The following is a 16,736-nucleotide window of genomic DNA, read 5'->3' as shown; positions in this document are numbered from 1 at the left end:
CAGAACGACATTTGCAACTTGCCAGAGACCCAGCACGTGCCAGAGTGATCTCAACGAACAGGTCACCACAAGAACATCATGTCCGCCACCGCATCAGCTCCTTGCGCCAATGAATCCGAGACGATTGGCATCCGGCAGATCGTCAGCGCCTTCAGCCCTGTCTTCCCCCATTTCCGGATTCTCCAGAACCTGGTGATTCCGCTGCCCGCGGACTCCCCGGTGCCGACGGCGGAATTCGATGCTGTGGTGATCTGCGAGGCGGGTCTGTACCTGTTCGAGATCAAGGGGTGGCGCGATGCGTACGTCTACCGCGAGAAGCGTGCCGACGACAACACGCAGTGGTTCCTTCGCCCGCATGGCGGCAAAGCGACCATCGAGGTACAGAATCCGGGCGCACAGGGCGGGCGGAAGATGGTCCAGTTGCGCACGCTGCTGCCCGAGCGCATGCGCGTGCACTATTACGTTCTGCTGCCGTGCGGCGGCATCGAGCTCGAGCCGGCAATGCCCGCCGGCATCCTTACCAGTGCGGATCTTCCCTATGTGGCGCGCGTGATCCGAAGCAGCAGCCGCTCCAGCAAGATATCGGTGCCACTCGATGCGCAAGCGATCGAGCTCACCGCCCAGATGCTGTTCGAACTGCAGGGAGACCTGACCGTTGCGCAGCACATCCGCAACTGCCAGGTCTCGCGCGAGCGGCAAGCAGTCCACGCTGCGCACGGCGGGGCCGCCGCTTCGCCATCGCAATGTCGCGCAGCGTAGCGCGTGGCTGCGTGATCCACACCATGCCGCGACGCCTGTTAGTCCTGCTGCACCTTCCCTCTTGCGCGCGAGCCCGGCATCCGTTCAAGGCCATTGCCTGACTCCCGATGTCCGTCTTCAATCGATTGTTGTCGCGGCGAACGAAGGCACTCAACGACGCTTCCGAGAAACCCACATCGGCTCCCAAGGCAAGCACCGATGCATCGGCCAGATTCCAGGACAACCAGCTCTACCCCGACCTGGTTCCCGAAGGCGTCGAGTTGATCGATCCTGAAGAAATCGAAGCGTTTTTCTTGGCGCTGGACGAGCCCGCCATGCTGATGGCGCCTGGCGTCCCGGCTGCGAGGTCGCCGTCTCGTTTGGCGACCGATTCCAGTCCCGCCCCAGCCAACACGTCCGAGTGAAATCTTTCCTGCTGCCGCGAGCACTTGGACTTGCGCCCGCGCCCATCCGTGAGAGCTGGAGGTCATGAACACACCTCAATTCACCACTTTCACGGGCGCCGATGACGACACCTGCATCGACGAGATGCAAGCCCTCTCGCGCGACTATCCGGTCGAGTTCGGCATTCTCTTTTCTCCAACCCGGCAAGGCAGCGGCAAGTACCCTTACATCTCGGGAGGCCCGCCGCATGCAGGGCACTCCTGATTGGGCGAGCCACCGTCCGAACTGGAAGAACGAGACGGGTCGAGCCGGAAACGCTGTCGCGGTCAGCGTCGCTCGTGAGCTTGGACGACAGATCGCGGCATGCTTGGCCCGCCGATCCTGATCGGGCGCGCGTAGGCCGTTCGCCGAAGCTCCGCCAGGAGCTCAGCCAGGCGCCACTTCTGGAGTTGACGGGTTGAGCAGCGTGGGGACTTTGCTTTCTGCGAACAGCGTGCGCAGGAGCCTAAAGAGCCGCGACTCCGGCTCTTCGGCGCCGATCCCTGCGGCATGCCTCCAAGAAACGGTGGCGCGCTTCGCCGAAGTGCCCGTCGTAGCTCTCACCGTGTTCGAGGATATCGAGGTTTTTTAGCAGGAAGAACTTCAAGTCATGCCCATCCAGCGTGCGAATCGCGTCGAGGTATTCCTCGACTGTCGATCGCTTCATCACGGCCTCCTCGCGACGCCCCCAGCCATCATGGGTCACGAGGTTCGCAACGACTTCAGTCAGCGAACCGTCCTCGATTCGCGAGGCACGCATTGTGTTCATCGCCTCCTTGATTCGCGGCAGGAGCGGCCGGTTGAAAGGAAAGCCATCGACGTCGGAGGCCGTCGACCGCGATTTGAATTTGTCCAGCCATTCGTCCACCATGCGATCCGCGATGACCAAGCCACCGTCCAGCTCCGCCATCTGACCGTGGAGGCTTGTGATGAAGAACGCGTCGAGATCGCCGGCGCGCTCGGCCACGATCTTGGCTTCGGCCAACAACTCGTCGCCAGACAGACGGTGATACCAATTGAAGTGCTCGAAGAAGCGGTGCGCGATCGCCGTCGTCTCCATTCGGTCGGCATTGGCGCAGTAGCCGTCGATCACCTTCGATATCTCAGCCACGTCGTGCTTGCCCTCTTTCAAGTAGGCGATCACAAGCTCTTCGAACTCGTCGACCGAATTGATGTTCAGCTTGGACATAAGCAGCGTCCATCCCGCTGGCGGCTTCGCCGCTTCAGCCGCAGCCTCATCTGGACGTTTGCCCGCTAAATAGCGATCCAGCCATTCGTCTCCGCGCCTGTTGAAGTTCTCCACGAAGTCGAAATCGGGGCCATCCTTGATCGCGTTGTGGTGGGTCGCGGCAAGCAGGACGATCGAGGGAATGGTTCTGGCTTGGACGGCGACGGGCAGATCCGCTCGCGATCCCAACAGGCGCTCGACCACGCGAAACACCTTCCTGATGATCCGGATGTTCGTCAGCCCGCATGCCTCCGCCGCTTGACGGACCGCCTCCCGAAACGGGAAGCTGCTCCCGAGCACTGCGATGTCGAATGCCTCGGCGGGCGTGGGGCAAAAGCGCAGCTCTTCGTCGACAACCTTCTCTCGGAAGGTCGCCCACAGCGCGTCGTCGCCATCGCCGGAGAGCTTCCCCGAATTGAGGATCAGCAGCATCCGCGTCCCGAAGCGCTGCGTGTATTCATCCACGAAACCGAGTATCTCGTCGACGCTCAGCGCTGCGTGCTTGCGCTCGATATCGTCGATCACGACGAACTTCCCGCTCAGGGCTGCCGGCACCGCGATGAGCGCCAGTTCGTCCATCGCGCCCCAAGCGGGATGCACTTTCTTCAACACCTCCAAGCCCGTGCGGTAGGCTTTGCTGAGGCCTTCGGTCACGGTGCTGCTCTCGCCGCCCATCGGAAACGCGCTCTGCACGACTTTCAGTTTGAGCTGATTGATGTCCTTGACGCCGAATAGGGACACATAGAGCGCCGACTGGATCTTCGGGGCCTCCGACGTTCCCCGAATTTCGTGCCAGAGATGCGTCTTTCCGGTGCCCCATGGCCCGGACAGGGCCACCACTTTGTTGGACTCGTCCGCCAGCAGACGAACGAGCTCTGTCTTTGCGCTTTCGATGGTCATGGGGCAAATACTACCCGCTGACCCCACGATGTTCACGGAGCTATCGCAGCACGCGTGTCACCACCACACAAGGCGGCGTGGTCATCGCTGAGGCGCGAAGTCAACTCCGCGCCCGGACCTCTCTCCGAACGATGCTCGGTTGCCGAACACGCACTGGCGCGCGGCTTGAGCCCGCAGTTGCGCCGCTCTCTTCGTGCCGTAGCTTGGGTTGCATCAATCACTCCAGTGACAGGCGCAACCGAAAGGCGCTGCGCTGCACACCACCGCGCATGCAAACCTACACTGAAATCCGCCACGGGCACCTCTACTGCGGCCTCGGCGGTGGCGCCAAGGGCTTCAACAAGGCACGGCCCACGCTCGGCCACCGGCGCGCACGCTTTCGCTGTGTCGGTGGCATCGACAACGACACAGCGGCGATCCGAGACTTCACCCGCGCTGCAGGCGTGCAGGGCACCGTGCTCGACCTGTTCGATCGTGAACAGTACCGCGCGTTCCACGGCAAAGAGCCACCGGCGGGATGGCGCGAAGCCAGCACCGCCGACATTCACGCGGCGTTCCACTACGAACGCCCTCACATCGGATTCCTCAGCGCCCCATGCAAGGGATTCAGCGGACTGCTGGCCGAAGGCAAGAGCCTCACGGACAAGTACCAGGCACTCAACCGACTCACACTTCGCGGCATCTGGCTCTTGCTTGAAGCGTACAAGGATGACCCGATCGAACTCCTGCTGTTCGAGAACGTGCCGCTCATTCGCACGCGCGGTCGACATCTCCTCGATCAGATCGTCAGCCTGTTGCGCAGCTACGGGTACGCCGTGGCCGAAACGACGCACGACTGCGGGGTGATCGGCGGTTTGGCTCAAAGCCGCAAGCGCTTCCTGCTCGTGGCTCGGCACATGGAAAAGGTGCCTCCGTTCCTTTACGAACCGCCCAAGCGCAGCCTGCGGGCAGTAGGCGACGTGCTCGGGCGCATGCCGATGCCGGGCGACCTGCGCGCCGGCCCCATGCACCGCATCCCGGCCCTGCAATGGAAGACCTGGATCCGGCTGGCGTTCGTCGAAGCCGGCAGCGACTGGCGCAGCCTCAACAAGCTTGCCGTGGAGAACGGGCATCTGCGCGACTACCTGGTCCTGCCCGAGATGCACCATGGCACGCTGGGCGTGCGGCACTGGCATGAACCGAGCGGCACGGTGACCGGCAATGGGCGGCCGATGACCGGCAGCTTCTCGATCGCCGATCCGCGGGCCGCGGCAAACGCGCTGCAGTACCAGCAATATGGCGTGCTCGAGTGGGGTGAACCGTCTGGCGCAATCATCGGCGTGAAATCGCCGGGCCAGGGAACCTTCAGCGTCGCCGACCCCCGACCGCCCGAGCGCCGAGTGTTCTCGAAGTACGCCGTGTCCAACTGGGAGGGACGTACTGGAACGGTGATCGCGGGTGACGACAGCGGCGCGTACGCGGTGGCCGATCCCCGACACGGGGGACCAGCGAAGCACAACAACGAATTCCGCATCGTGCCCTGGGAGCAGGCGGGCGGCGCGGTCACCAGCGCCCACGGCACGGGTCAGTGCGTGGCAGATCCCCGGCGTGATGGTCCAGCCTTCGGCAAATACGCCGTGACGGCATACGACCAGTTCGCCGGCACCGTGATCAGCGGCAGTACCACGGGTCAAGGCGCCTTCGCCGTCGCCGATCCGCGCAGCAAGGGTAGCTTGACGGCTTCTGCAGGAGATACCACCGCCTCCCCTACTCGCCTCGATACCCCTTGGGAAGCAGCGCTGCCCAAATCCAATCAGCAATTGGTCTGTCGCATCCAGGCCCTGGACGGAACATGGCATCGGCCATTCACAACGCTGGAACTGGCCGCCCTGCAATCCCTCTACGATCCTGATGAGCACTGGTCGGCCGATCCGCGCACGCAGGCGGAGATCATCCGGTTCGACGAAGGTTCGTCGGCACAGTCCCTTGGCGTATTCAAGCTCGACGGCGAGAGCGACCAGGCCTGGCGAGAGCGAATCGGCAATGCCGTGCCGCCCGATGCGGCGACCGCAATCGCTGAAGAGATGGGGCGAACGCTCATGCTCGCATGGGGCGGAGAGACATTCTCCCTGCATGACACGCCGGTCTGGGTTCGTCCCATTGCCATGGGCCTCAGTGTAGCCAGCGCCGGGCTGTAGACATGCCCTCACTCCGCGGGCCAGCAATTCCTTGCATCGGCAGCACGCCAATCGCATTTGCGCTTCCTGCGCACGCGGGGATATTGGATGAGCCAGCGCATTCACATCAACCTGGGGCCCGAACCGACTCGACAATTCGTCGGCCCGGCCCTCACCCCAAAGTGGAAAACGTATGAAGAGTTCCTCCCTTGCCGCAGCGCTCGCCATCGCGCTCGCGGCTCCCAACTTCTCACAGGCTTCGGTCGATCTGACGAAGCTGCCCGCCGTCGTTGCGTTCTACAAGCAACCGGACTTCTGCATGTACATGGCCGACATCCCCGAGACCCAGAGCGAGGCGTTCGAACGGGAGTTTTCGCGGGCGGTGGAAGCCGCCGTGGACGCCATGCGAAAGCGCCAGCCCTCCCTCACCCAGAACAACGCCATCCTGAAGCTCAAGGCCGGTTGCGAAAGGAGCCTCGGCTGGCCCAGTCCCGCTTCTGGCCGGATGCGCAAGTCCGGCATGGCCGGTGAAAAGGTCTGACTCTGGCATGAACAGCCTGCGCTCGCCGAGCCGGCGAGCTCAGCCCCTCTGGCTTCGCCGTCAACGGGATCCGAACACCCTGTTCACTGCCTCGAAAGGAAAGACCATGCTCGGAAAACGTTCTGCCGCTCTGGCGGTGACCTTGGTGCTGAGCGCATCTTCGTTCGCCCAGACCGCGTCGAGTGCACAAGCCACCCGTACCCCCGCATCGAGCGAGCCAACCATCCACCAGATCTACGAGGCGGCGAACAGCGGCGAGCTCGCACAGGCCAACGCGTTGATGGCGACAGTCCTTGCGGCTCACCCAGGCAGCGCGAAGGCGCATTTCGTCCACGCGGAGTTGCTGGTCCGTGAAGGCAACCTCGCTGCGGCAAAAAGCGAACTGGCCACGGCCAAGGAACTTGCACCGGGTCTTCCCTTCGCCAAACCCGAGGCGATCGAGCAACTGATGCGGTCGCTTGAACCGGTGGCCGCATCGCCGGCCACCCAGCCCATCACTGGTGTGGCTGCCGCGAACCCGTTCATGCGCGCTCTCCAAGGGCCGCGGATGCTGCTCATCCTGCTCGGCGTCTGCGCCATCGGCCTCCTGGTCCGTCGGTCTATCGCGTCGCCAGCAGCCCCGCCCGCTCCTCGGCCAACTCCGTCTTCCGCGGCCTGGCAGGGGGCCTTCGGGGCAGGCCGCAGCACAGTGCCCCCCGTCGCTCCCGCGGCGCCCCACAGCATCGGCCTCGGCTCCGCGCTGGCTACCGGCGCCGTGATGGGGATTGGCGCTGTTGTCGCCGAAGAAGCATGGCGCCGAATGACACGCGAACGCCCGGCCCATGAGGATCAATCCGCTTCGGACGAAGGCAACACGTGGATCGGGCGCGGCCTTTGGCCCGCCGCCGCATCCGACGCCAGTCAGGCCATGGGCGGCACAGACTTCGGAATCAAAGATTCCAGTTCCTGGGGCGGCGGAGCCAGCGGGACTGATGGCGGCAGCGATTGGAGCAGCGACTCATAGCTGACCCCTTGCGATCCCGGCACCCCGAACATCTGCATCTCGATTGAAGCGGGCCTTTGGGCCCGTTTCGCGTTTGCGCACAAGAGAACGGATGCGACGCTATTCCATCTAACAACTTCCACGCGGGAAGGTTCGAAATGGAACTCGAAGTCGCCTTCACACCCGGCCCCTTTGTGGTCAACCGCCGGCACACGGCTCGCAGCAACGACAGCGAGATCGTCATCGAAATGGAAGGCGGCAGCAGCCCCATTGCGATCGTCTGCCCCATCAACACCTACGCTGCAGCCGGTGCCCGACAACAAGCGGCCAACGCCCGTCTGTTCGCCGCGTCGAACCGGCTTCTTTTCAGCGCAGGCGGGGTCACCGAGATCCCTTGGAACCCATCAGATTTTGTCGGCTATTCCGACCAACAGGTCGCGCTGATCCGCAAGGGTTTCGAACATGCCCTTGGCCTGGCCACGCAGATGCTTCGCCCAGCCATCGAGGCGGCGGTGGGAGCCCCCCAGTGACCAAGGTGGAGATTCGGCGCACCCCGACGAGGACGCGGTGCAGAGCCCGCTCGCGCTGGGAGGCATGGGGCTTGTCCGCACTTTCCGCATTCGTGCTGACCGTGGCCACGGCACAGACGACACCGGCATTGCCGCCATCCGATACGGCGAGGCCGGAGAACATGCAGGTCGATCTGCGCGCGCTCGGCCTCGAGCAGATCGCGGCGACCGCTGCCACCATCAGCCCCACCGTCTACGTCCTTCAGGTCGACGCAGACGTCGCCCCCTCTCAGCTGGGGGCGATTGTTCGTGGCTTCCTCAATGCCCAGCGGGTCCTCGCCCCCCTCAACGGCGGTTTGCCGCACGCAGAAGCGGTTCTGACCATGCAGTCGGTTCGCGGTACCGCGCCAGCCGCGTGGACGTATGCCGGCGTCGCGCCAAACCAGGTCGGCTGCGTGATCTTCGTCAGCGACAGGTATGCGGCCGCAATTCTGGACGTTGCGCGCGCAACCGGCCTGTCGTTTCAGGTGGCAAGGGATTTCGCGCTCCTTCACGAAATGGCTCACTGCGCGCAAGCAAACGAAACCATTGCTGCGGTCGCCGACCTTGTCCGAACCGGTCGGGTATCGCGAGAACGCGTCGCCGGCGGAATGCTTGGCGCCGGGGCCGAAGCCCTCATCCGCGCCGGACGTGATTCGGACATCTTCTCGGAGGCTCCGGTGCTGGCCGCCGAACGAGAGCTCTCGACCGAGCGGTATGCCGACGGGTTCGCCATCCTGGCGTTGCTGGGAGCCGGCCGCATCGAGCCCCACGACATCTCGCGATTCCAGTCCTGGCGGCATCAGAACGCGAGGCACCACGACACCTCGACGTTCCTGCGCTACCTTGCCAGCGAGATCGCGATGAACAACTCCGCCGCAGAGCGTCTTCGCTCGGAGAGCCTGCCCGGGGGATTCGATGCCTCGCGGGTCACCGCCTTCCTGCTGCCGCGCTGGAAGACGTTCGAAGCCACGGAGTTGGAGCTTCGAAATGGTTTCACGCTGCGCGCTGGCGGGGGCATGCAGCCCTTGCCCACCCCTGTGGCATCTCGCTAGCAATCCGCGAGCCCCTGGCCGGTCCAAAGACATCGTCACCCGACGCGCAGCGAGCCGCGACCACTCGCGCGTCAACCCGAGCAAGCCTGCGATCAAGATTCCCCCACGAGAACCGCATGTCCCCAACTCTTCGCTATCTGCTGGTAGCAATCACGTTTGCCGCAGGCCTGTACATCATGTTCCTTGCAGGCGCCGATTCCAAGATCACTCGATTCATCCAGCACTGGGGAGACAGGCGTCTGCAGCCGCATCCATTCAAACGAGGCCTCATGCTCGCGATAACGACATGGTTTCTGACGACATGTGCCATCCGGCCGGATCTCATCACCGGCAAAACGCGTTGGGCGGAAGCTGTCAGCGATGCCGCCGCGATCTTGTTGCTCTTGTTCGCAGCCGCAATCTGGACTGACGGGTTCGTCATATGGCGCAAGTGGAAACGGGAAACCGATCGAGAGTGATGCGCCTGCCTCTTCTTTGGGCTTCCGCTGCAGGCGCAGCACTGGTCCGCAAACCGGAACGGCCAGACGCAGATACAACAAAAGCGCGGGATCGAAAAAATTCCGCGCTTCTGTGCTCGCATCCGACAATGTCCTCATTTAATGTCCCGGTGCAACCATGAGTCTTGGGTACTACGTCGGTCCTGTCTTCAGTTTCGATGCCGACACGGGCAAGCCCGTCGTTCAGGGATGGGCAGTGTTCTGCTCAGGCGGAATAGTGGGCGGCCGGGTCTTCGGGAGCTTCGCGGAAGCCTTCTCCGCGTTGCAGTATCTCGTGGCGAACGCCGACAACAAGCTGGAGGTCGTGCAGAGACCGCTTGTTGAGCTTTTCCCCTCTGAATACTCAAGCCATTCGGACGAACAGTTGAAGTGCCTACCGATCGACCACGTTGAAGTACTGGAAGATTCAGAGGAGCCATCCGAGACGACAGCCCCTCGCGGGTAGCGCACAGGTTGCGGCTCCTGGCTGCCCCTTCTAAAGAGGGCGGGCTTTTGACGATCGAGAGCGGCGCGGTGGACAGCACGGCGTATGGGAACGAGTCGGTCCCGTGCCGCCAGTCCGACGCCCTGGGGAATCGTCACAACAGCCCCGAGTCATTTGCGGCGCCCCCGCCCTGCCGTACTTTGGATTCATGTCCAAAGGCGCAATCGCATTCAGTCCAAATCACCTGCGTGCCGACCCTTCGCGTACCGCCAAGGTCATTCCGATCACACCGGAGACCGGTTCGCGAACTGGGCACATCCTCACCGCCGTCCAGAAGGCTGCGCTGATTCAAGCGCTCGCTGGCAAGCCCATCGCGCTGTCGTTCGGCGCCGGTGTGGACTCCACGGCGATGCTGGTCGCTCTGCATGAAGCGGGCATCAAGCCCCATCTGATCACCTTCGCCGACACCGGTGGAGAAAAGCCCGAGACGCTCGCGCACCTGGACAAGATCAACGCCGTGCTTCGCAGCTGGGACTGGCCGCTCATCGATGTCGTTCGCCATCTTCCGAAGAAGTCATGTCCACGCCTTACGTTGACTTGTACGGCAACTGCATGGCGAACGAAACACTTCCCTCTCTTGCCTTCGGCATGAAGTCGTGCTCGATCAGATGTAGTCAAGCGATTTCTCAGTGAAAGTGAGCCGAGTAATCGCAGCGGCCCGTTTCACTTCGATTGAGTTCTCGACGTACGGCCCATCCGGCCCGGAGGTGCCGAATTTCTGTGCAGGAGGAGGCCGACTGATCGACTTGACTTTTTTTTGTGCCTTCAGGCCCCTGCCAGGCCGCTGGGGGGCACCCCGGTTGAGCGATGTACTCGTCGCTCAACCTTGCACACAGAATGCGGGACAGGCTCTTGCAGCTCGCTCATCGCAATCAACTGCCAGCCCGCGCTTGGCAACGAGCGTGAACATGAAGAACGATGGCGACCGCACGGGCACCTGGAGGAACCTTTTGGAGCGCGGCTACAGCAAGCACTCGCGATCGCCAGCTTGCCGTAGTCGCGGATTCACATCGATGTCTTCGGCGCTCTATTTGACCGAGGTCACGACGTAGCCGTCACCCTCTTTCTTGAACCCGACATGGACTTTCGCGCCCACGGCGAGCTTGTCGAACAGCGCCTTGTCCTTGACGCCAAACGCCATGGTCATCGCGGGCCACCCCAGGCTCTTGACGGGGCCATGCGCAAGGGTCACCTTGCCCTGGGTCGCATCGAATTCCTTCACCACTGCATCGGCCTCATGGGCCGTGGACTTGGCGGTGCCTTTGGTGTCCATGCCTTTCATCATGTCCTGGCACTTCTTGGCATCCATGTCCTTCATGTCCATGCCCTTCATTCCCTTCATATCCATGCAGTTCTGCGTGCCCTTGTCCCCCATCTTCATGCCGCCCATGTCGCCGGACTGGGCGAACGTGGCGGCGGAGAAAGACAAGGCAGCGATCAGCATTGCGGTTGAGACGAGTTTCATGATGAGTTTCCTTTTCTGAGCTTAAAAATGGGCCTGCCTTCTGACAGGCCCCGGGTTGAAAGCGATCACCTGCGATGACCGCCTCTGAAAGTCATGCGCTGATGTACGGACAGGCATTCACAGCGCAGGGTTCGTGCATGCCTTCACCTGGGCCTCGTAGCGCGCCCTGCGCATTCGGTTTTCTCCGGGGGTCGTTTGAGCACGCGGGCCGTGGTCCAGCGGCAGCACCAGGGGTTCGGGCGGGCAGTTCACCCGCTGGCCGGTGGCGCTGTCGACTCTGGTGGTGGTCGCTTGCGCCGCCACGGCCGCTTGCCGGTCCGCGCGTGCTTTCTCGATGACCTGGAAGTCGGGGCCGGCAAATGCGGGCCATGCAGCGCCCAGCGTCAAGGTGGTGGCAAGGGAAATGAGCAGTTTCTTCATGATGTTCTCCTAAGGTTGGTCTGATCTGACAGTTCGAGAGGAACCTCATCGGATCAATCCAGCCACCGGCAGAACGCGATGCGCACAGGCCATCGCAGTCGCCCGTCTCCGGCATCAAAAAACCAGGTTGGCGCCGGCGCCGCCGTCGCGTGCGCGAGCCAAGCCAACGGAGCCTGTTCTCGCGATTCACCCTCGCCGGTGAATGAATGGGCCGCCGGCGCCGGGGCGATGGCACAAGCCGCGCAGGTCTGACAATCCTCGGCGCTGGTGGGCATCGGGCGCGAGGCCGTCGATGCGGTCATCACCGGACCGGCGTGCTGAATCTCCTGGACGGAAACGGCCGCGCGTGCCGCCGTCCCGAGCAGCAGTGACAGGCACAGGCAAAGCACCACCGCACCCCACGCGCGCCAGCCGTTGGAGTGTTCAATTGGGCGCACGACGACTCCTCCAGAACGCCCACCGGGAGACCTTGAGCTCGCGCGGCCGGCGCATCAACAGGTAGGCAGCGGGAATGACGAACATCGAGAGCAACGGCGCGGTGACCATCCCGCCCACCATCGGTGCGGCGATGCGCTGCATCACTTCGGAGCCGGTGCCCGTGCCCCACATGATCGGCAGCAGGCCGGCCAGGATGACGGCCACCGTCATCGCCTTGGGCCGCACGCGCAGCACGGCGCCTTCACGAATGGCATCCAGCAGATCGACCTCGCTGGTCTTGCCCTGGTCGACACGCTCATGCCAGGCGTTCTTGAGGTAGAGCAGCATGATCACGCCGAATTCGGCAGACACGCCGGCCAGCGCGATGAAGCCCACCGCGCCCGCGATCGACAGGTTGTAGCTCAGCAGGTACAGCAGCCAGATGCCGCCCACCAACGCGAACGGGAGCGCCGCCATGATCAGGAGCGCCTCACCAAATGCGCCGAACGTCAGGTACAGCAGCACGAAGATAATGAGCAGCGTGAAAGGCACCACCACCTTGAGCTTGGCGGTGGCCCGCTCCAGGAACTCGAACTGTCCTGACCAGGAGATCGAGTAGCCCGGCGGCAGCTTCACCTGCTTGGCAACGGCCTGCTGCATGTCCTGCACAGCGGAGCGAAGGTCCCGATCCCGGATGTCGACGTACACCCAGCCCGACAGCCGCGCGTTCTCGCTGCGCAGCATCGGTGGCCCATCGGCAACCTGGATGTCGGCCACATCGGAGAGCACCAGGCGCTGGCCTCGCTCGGTCACCACAGGCAGCGTGCGCAGTTTCTCCAGTGAATCGCGCATCTCGCGCGGGTACCTCAGGTTGATCGGGAAGCGCTGCAAGCCTTCCACTGTCTCGCCGATGTTCTCGCCGCCCACGGCGGATGAAATCACCGACTGCACGTCGGCGATGTTCAACCCGTAGCGCGCCGCGTCGTCACGCCGGATGTTCACGTCCACATAGCGCCCACCCGTGAGCCGCTCGGCCAAGGCGCTGCTGACGCCGGGCACGTCCTTGAGCGTGCGCTCGATCTCTCCGGTGATGCGATCGATGGTCGCCAGGTCCGTGCCCGCCACCTTGACACCCACCGGGCTCTTGATGCCCGTGGCCAGCATGTCGATGCGATTTCGGATCGGCGGCACCCAGATGTTGGACAAGCCCGGCACCTTGACGATGCGGTCGAGTTCCTCGACCAGTTTGTCGGTCGTCATGCCAGCGCGCCACTGATCGCGCGGCTTGAACTGGATCGTCGTCTCGAACATCTCCAGCGGCGCGGGGTCGGTTGCGCTCTCCGCGCGACCCGCCTTGCCGTACACGCTCGCGACCTCCGGCACCGTCTTGATCAGGCGATCGGTCTGCTGGAGCAGTTCCCCCGCTTTCCCTGCCGATAGTCCAGGCAGTGCCGAAGGCATGTACAGCAGGTCGCCTTCATCCAGCCGCGGCATGAACTCGCCGCCGATGTGCTGCAGCGGCCACAGGCTGGTGGCCAGCACCACGACCGCCACCACGAGCGTGAGCTTCGGGGCACGGAGCACCACGTCGAGCAGCGGCCGGTAGACCGCGATCAGCAGACGATTGAGCGGATTGCTTTTCTCGTCGGGGATGCGGCCACGGATCAGGTAGCCCATGAGCACCGGGATCAAGGTCACCGACAGGCCCGCCGCGGCCGCCATGGCGTAGGTCTTGGTGAACGCCAGCGGGGAGAACAGCCGTCCTTCCTGCGCCTCCAGCGTGAACACAGGCACGAAGGACAGCGTGATGATCAGCAACGAGAAAAACAGCGCCGGCCCCACCTCGGCTGCCGAGTCACCGATGACGCGCCACCGGGCGGCTCCTTCGAGCGCCTGGCCAGGATGCTCATGGCTCCATTGCTCCAGATGCTTGTGGGCGTTCTCGATCATCACCACTGCCGCGTCGACCATCGCGCCGATGGCGATCGCTATGCCCCCAAGCGACATGATGTTGGCATTGACGCCCTGGTAGTGCATCACGATGAACGCCGCCAGGATGCCCAGAGGCAAAGAGATGATCGCGACCAGCGCCGAGCGCAGGTGGAACAGGAAGATGAAGCAGACCACCGCAACGACGACGAATTCCTCAATCAGCTTGTGCGTGAGATTCTCGACGGCCCGTTCAATCAGCCCGGAGCGCTCGTACACCGGCACGATCTCCACGCCTCGCGGCAGGCTGGATTTCAGACCCTTGAGCTTGTCCTTGACGGCAGCAATGGTCTGCAGCGCGTTCTTCCCCGAGCGCATCACGATCACGCCGCCGACGGCCTCGCCTTCGCCGTTGAGCTCGCCGATGCCGCGCCGCATTTCCGGACCGATCTGCACCCGGGCCACGTCGCCCAGGCGCACCGACACGCCGGCGGCGGTGGTCATGAGCGGCACCTTGCGAAAGTCGTCGAGGTTCTGCAGGTAGCCCGAGGCGCGCACCATGTACTCGGCTTCTCCGAGCTCGAGCACCGAACCGCCGGTCTCCTGGTTCGCGCGCTGGATCGCCTCCACGACCTTGGTGTGCGGGATGCCGTAGGCCGCGAGCTTGTCCGGATCGAGCACGATCTGGTACTGGCGCACCATGCCGCCCACCGACGCGACTTCGGCCACGTCAGGCACGGTCTTGAGCTCGTACTTGAGGAACCAGTCCTGCAGCGCGCGCAGTTGCGAAATGTCCATCTTGCCGCTGCGGTCGACCAGCGCGTACTCGTAGATCCAGCCCACGCCGGAAGCGTCTGGACCGAGCGAGGCCTTGGCCTGAGCCGGCAGCCGCGACTGCACCTGGTTCAGGTATTCGAGCACCCGGGAGCGTGCCCAGTACTGGTCGGTACCGTCTTCAAACAGCACATAGACAAAGGAGTCGCCGAAGAACGAGTAGCCGCGCACCGCCTTTGCGCCGGGCACCGAGAGCATCGTCGTCGTCAACGGATACGTGACCTGGTTCTCGACGATGCGCGGCGCCTGGCCCGGATAGGTGGTACGGATGATGACCTGCACGTCCGACAGGTCGGGCAGCGCATCCAGCGGCGTTCGCAACACCGAGTAGACGCCCCAGGCGCTGAGCATCAAGGTGGCCAGCAGCACGAGGAAGCGGTTGGCGATGGACCAGCGGATCAGCTTGGCGATCATGGCTTGCTTCCCGACGTGGTTGCGGGTGCTGCCGCCTTGGCCTCGGCTGTCATCGGCGTGACGCGAGTGAGCTGCGGCAGATCGTCCGCGCCCATGAAGAACTCGAAGCTCACGCGATCCCCGACCTGAACGTTGCGCGCCGCACCGTCGGGCGGCAGCTTGAAGTCCATCGTCATCGGGCCCCACTTCAGCGTGGGAATGGCGCCGTGCGACAGGGTCAACGCGTCCTTGCCGACACCGACGACCTTGGCTTCACCGACATGCCGTGGCGCGCTGGCGGTCATCGGGGCCGCGGCCGAAGCCGCAGGAACAGGTGCGGCACCTGCGGTCGGCTCACTGTTCAAGCGGGCCTCGACGCCCTTGAGGCTGGCCTCCGAGTCGATCAGGAACTGCGACGACACGACGACGCGCTTGCCAGCCGAGAGGCCGCGCTTGATCTCGGTCTGGCCGCCGCTCTCGAGGCCCGCCTCGACATCCACCGGACGGAAGCGCCCGTTGTCTTCTGCCACGATCACGACCGTGCGTTTGCCGGTCTGGATCACAGCCTCGGTGGGCACGAGCAGCGTCTTGTCGGCACGCATGTCCACGAAGTTCATGGTCACGAACATCCCCGGCACCAGCCGACTGCCTGGATTGGCGAGCTCCAGGCGTGCCTTCAGCGTGCGCGTGCTCGGATTCACCTCGGGCAGGATCGCCTGCACCTTGCCGTCGAAGGTGCTGCCGGGCGCAGCCGGGCTTCTGGCCTGAACCTTGGCGCCCGGGCGCAGCAGCGCGGCTTGGCTCTCAGGCACCTCGGCGTTGGCCCACACGGTGGACAAGCCATTGATTCGGAACAGCGTGGCGCCCGGCATCACCGTCATGCCTTCGCGCGCCAACAGCTCGACGACGACCCCGCCCAGAGGCGCGGTCAGGGTGATGCGCGGCTGGGTCTTGCCGCTGCGCTCGACCAGCGCGATCTGGCCGTCATCCATGCCGACCTGGCGCATGCGCTGGCGTGCGCCGTCAACGAGTCCACCCAGGTCTGTGCCTTTCATGCGTCGCACCGACAGGAATTCTTCTTGGGCAGCGATCCAGTCCGGGACATAGAGGCTGACCAAAGGTTGCCCCTGGGCGACCGGATCCAGCGTGGCGCGCACGTACAGGTGCTCGATGTACCCGGTGGCGCGCGCCTGCACGATCGCCTGGTCACGCTCGTTGAAGGCGATGCTGCCCACCGCCGACACCTGCGGAGACAGCGTGCCTTCGGTCACTTCGGCGGTGCGTACGCCCAGGTTCTGCTGAACGCGCGAGCTGACGGTGACGTTGCCCCGGTCCGCATCGCCGTCGACGTAGACCGGCGACATCATCATGTCCATGAAGGGTGACTTGCCTGGCTTGTCGAACTTGTTCGCCGGCGCCATGGGGTCGTTGTAGTACAGGATCTTCTTGCCATTGGCGGGATCGACATCGCCGGCCTTGAGGCCGGCTGCGATATGCCGCCGAGTGGCGTCCTCGCCCGACTCGTTGGCGGGCGCGGCAACAGCGGGAGTCGCAGCTTGCGGCGATGTCATTCCACTGGAGTTCGAAGGCATGGCCGGCATGCTGGCGCCGTGGCGCATGCCCAAGGTGTAGAGGCCGTAGCCGGCGGCACCCAGCACGCCGGCAGTGACGAGGGCCATCACGAGGTTTTTGGTTTTCATGGGAG

General features: G+C 63.9%; 17 protein-coding genes. 10 read left to right on the top strand and 7 right to left on the bottom strand.

Annotation, left to right across the window (positions count from 1 at the left end):
- Positions 1-78 precede the first annotated feature (78 nt).
- The 4 genes from ACWV14_RS11860 to ACWV14_RS11845 all read left to right on the top strand — a co-directional run bounded on the left by ACWV14_RS11860 (position 79) and on the right by ACWV14_RS11845 (position 1,528).
- Positions 79-759, top strand: a complete 681-nt coding sequence (locus ACWV14_RS11860; protein WP_454909585.1) for a nuclease-related domain-containing protein — start codon at positions 79-81, stop codon at positions 757-759.
- A 107-nt stretch (positions 760-866) separates the two neighbouring features.
- A complete protein-coding gene (locus ACWV14_RS11855) occupies positions 867-1,163 on the top strand; it encodes a hypothetical protein (protein ID WP_454909584.1) in 297 nt (98 codons plus the stop codon).
- A 64-nt stretch (positions 1,164-1,227) separates the two neighbouring features.
- Positions 1,228-1,407 carry a hypothetical protein gene (locus ACWV14_RS11850; RefSeq protein WP_454909583.1) on the top strand — a complete coding sequence of 60 codons (180 nt, stop codon included), beginning with the start codon at positions 1,228-1,230 and terminating at the stop codon, positions 1,405-1,407.
- Positions 1,391-1,528, top strand: coding sequence for a hypothetical protein (locus ACWV14_RS11845; protein WP_454909582.1), 138 nt, complete (start codon positions 1,391-1,393; stop codon positions 1,526-1,528). Before ACWV14_RS11850 ends, ACWV14_RS11845 begins: the two co-directional genes overlap by 17 nt.
- A 120-nt stretch (positions 1,529-1,648) precedes the next feature.
- On the opposite strand, the gene ACWV14_RS11840 is transcribed toward ACWV14_RS11845, so the two are convergent.
- Positions 1,649-3,310 (bottom strand): hypothetical protein, encoded by a 1,662-nt coding sequence (locus tag ACWV14_RS11840; RefSeq protein ID WP_454909581.1) that lies wholly within the window; start codon positions 3,308-3,310, stop codon positions 1,649-1,651.
- 269 nt (positions 3,311-3,579) lie between these two features.
- Here ACWV14_RS11840 and ACWV14_RS11835 point away from each other — a divergent pair, with 269 nt between their 5' ends.
- The 5 genes from ACWV14_RS11835 to ACWV14_RS11815 all read left to right on the top strand — a co-directional run bounded on the left by ACWV14_RS11835 (position 3,580) and on the right by ACWV14_RS11815 (position 8,592).
- Positions 3,580-5,487 (top strand): DNA cytosine methyltransferase, encoded by a 1,908-nt coding sequence (locus ACWV14_RS11835; protein WP_454909580.1) that lies wholly within the window; start codon positions 3,580-3,582, stop codon positions 5,485-5,487.
- A gap of 172 nt (positions 5,488-5,659) precedes the next feature.
- A complete protein-coding gene (locus tag ACWV14_RS11830) occupies positions 5,660-6,007 on the top strand; it encodes a hypothetical protein (RefSeq protein ID WP_454909579.1) in 348 nt (115 codons plus the stop codon).
- 7 nt (positions 6,008-6,014) lie between these two features.
- Positions 6,015-7,010: a tetratricopeptide repeat protein gene (locus tag ACWV14_RS11825; protein WP_454909578.1), complete on the top strand. Its 996-nt coding sequence runs from the start codon at positions 6,015-6,017 to the stop codon at positions 7,008-7,010.
- A gap of 137 nt (positions 7,011-7,147) precedes the next feature.
- Positions 7,148-7,519, top strand: coding sequence for a hypothetical protein (locus ACWV14_RS11820; RefSeq protein ID WP_454909577.1), 372 nt, complete (start codon positions 7,148-7,150; stop codon positions 7,517-7,519).
- Between the two features lie 71 nt (positions 7,520-7,590).
- Complete coding sequence (locus ACWV14_RS11815) at positions 7,591-8,592, top strand: hypothetical protein (RefSeq protein WP_454909576.1); 1,002 nt, start codon at positions 7,591-7,593, stop codon at positions 8,590-8,592.
- Between the two features lie 92 nt (positions 8,593-8,684).
- Here ACWV14_RS11815 and ACWV14_RS11810 read toward each other — a convergent pair whose 3' ends face one another.
- Complete coding sequence (locus tag ACWV14_RS11810; protein ID WP_454909575.1) at positions 8,685-9,188, bottom strand: hypothetical protein; 504 nt, start codon at positions 9,186-9,188, stop codon at positions 8,685-8,687.
- Positions 9,189-9,721: 533 nt separating this feature from the next.
- Between ACWV14_RS11810 and ACWV14_RS11805 the strand changes: the two genes are divergently transcribed.
- On the top strand, positions 9,722-10,165 hold the full coding sequence (locus ACWV14_RS11805; protein ID WP_454912756.1) for a hypothetical protein: 444 nt from the start codon (positions 9,722-9,724) through the stop codon (positions 10,163-10,165).
- 435 nt (positions 10,166-10,600) lie between these two features.
- On the opposite strand, the gene ACWV14_RS11800 is transcribed toward ACWV14_RS11805, so the two are convergent.
- From ACWV14_RS11800 to ACWV14_RS11780, 5 genes are all read right to left on the bottom strand, one after another.
- Positions 10,601-11,017: a copper-binding protein gene (locus ACWV14_RS11800; protein ID WP_454909572.1), complete on the bottom strand. Its 417-nt coding sequence runs from the start codon at positions 11,015-11,017 to the stop codon at positions 10,601-10,603.
- Between the two features lie 138 nt (positions 11,018-11,155).
- Positions 11,156-11,458 carry a hypothetical protein gene (locus tag ACWV14_RS11795; protein ID WP_454909571.1) on the bottom strand — a complete coding sequence of 101 codons (303 nt, stop codon included), beginning with the start codon at positions 11,456-11,458 and terminating at the stop codon, positions 11,156-11,158.
- Between the two features lie 53 nt (positions 11,459-11,511).
- On the bottom strand, positions 11,512-11,895 hold the full coding sequence (locus tag ACWV14_RS11790; RefSeq protein ID WP_454909570.1) for a hypothetical protein: 384 nt from the start codon (positions 11,893-11,895) through the stop codon (positions 11,512-11,514).
- Positions 11,882-15,052, bottom strand: coding sequence for an efflux RND transporter permease subunit (locus tag ACWV14_RS11785; RefSeq protein WP_454909569.1), 3,171 nt, complete (start codon positions 15,050-15,052; stop codon positions 11,882-11,884). Before ACWV14_RS11785 ends, ACWV14_RS11790 begins: the two co-directional genes overlap by 14 nt.
- The gene (locus ACWV14_RS11780) at positions 15,049-16,731 is read right to left on the bottom strand and encodes an efflux RND transporter periplasmic adaptor subunit (protein WP_454909568.1); all 1,683 of its coding nucleotides are present in this window, start codon (positions 16,729-16,731) and stop codon (positions 15,049-15,051) included. Before ACWV14_RS11780 ends, ACWV14_RS11785 begins: the two co-directional genes overlap by 4 nt.
- Positions 16,732-16,736 lie beyond the last annotated feature (5 nt).

Source organism: Variovorax durovernensis (assembly GCF_977011995.1).
Note: the sequence above shows the minus strand (reverse complement) of the source record. Positions and strands in the feature narration are given on the sequence as shown.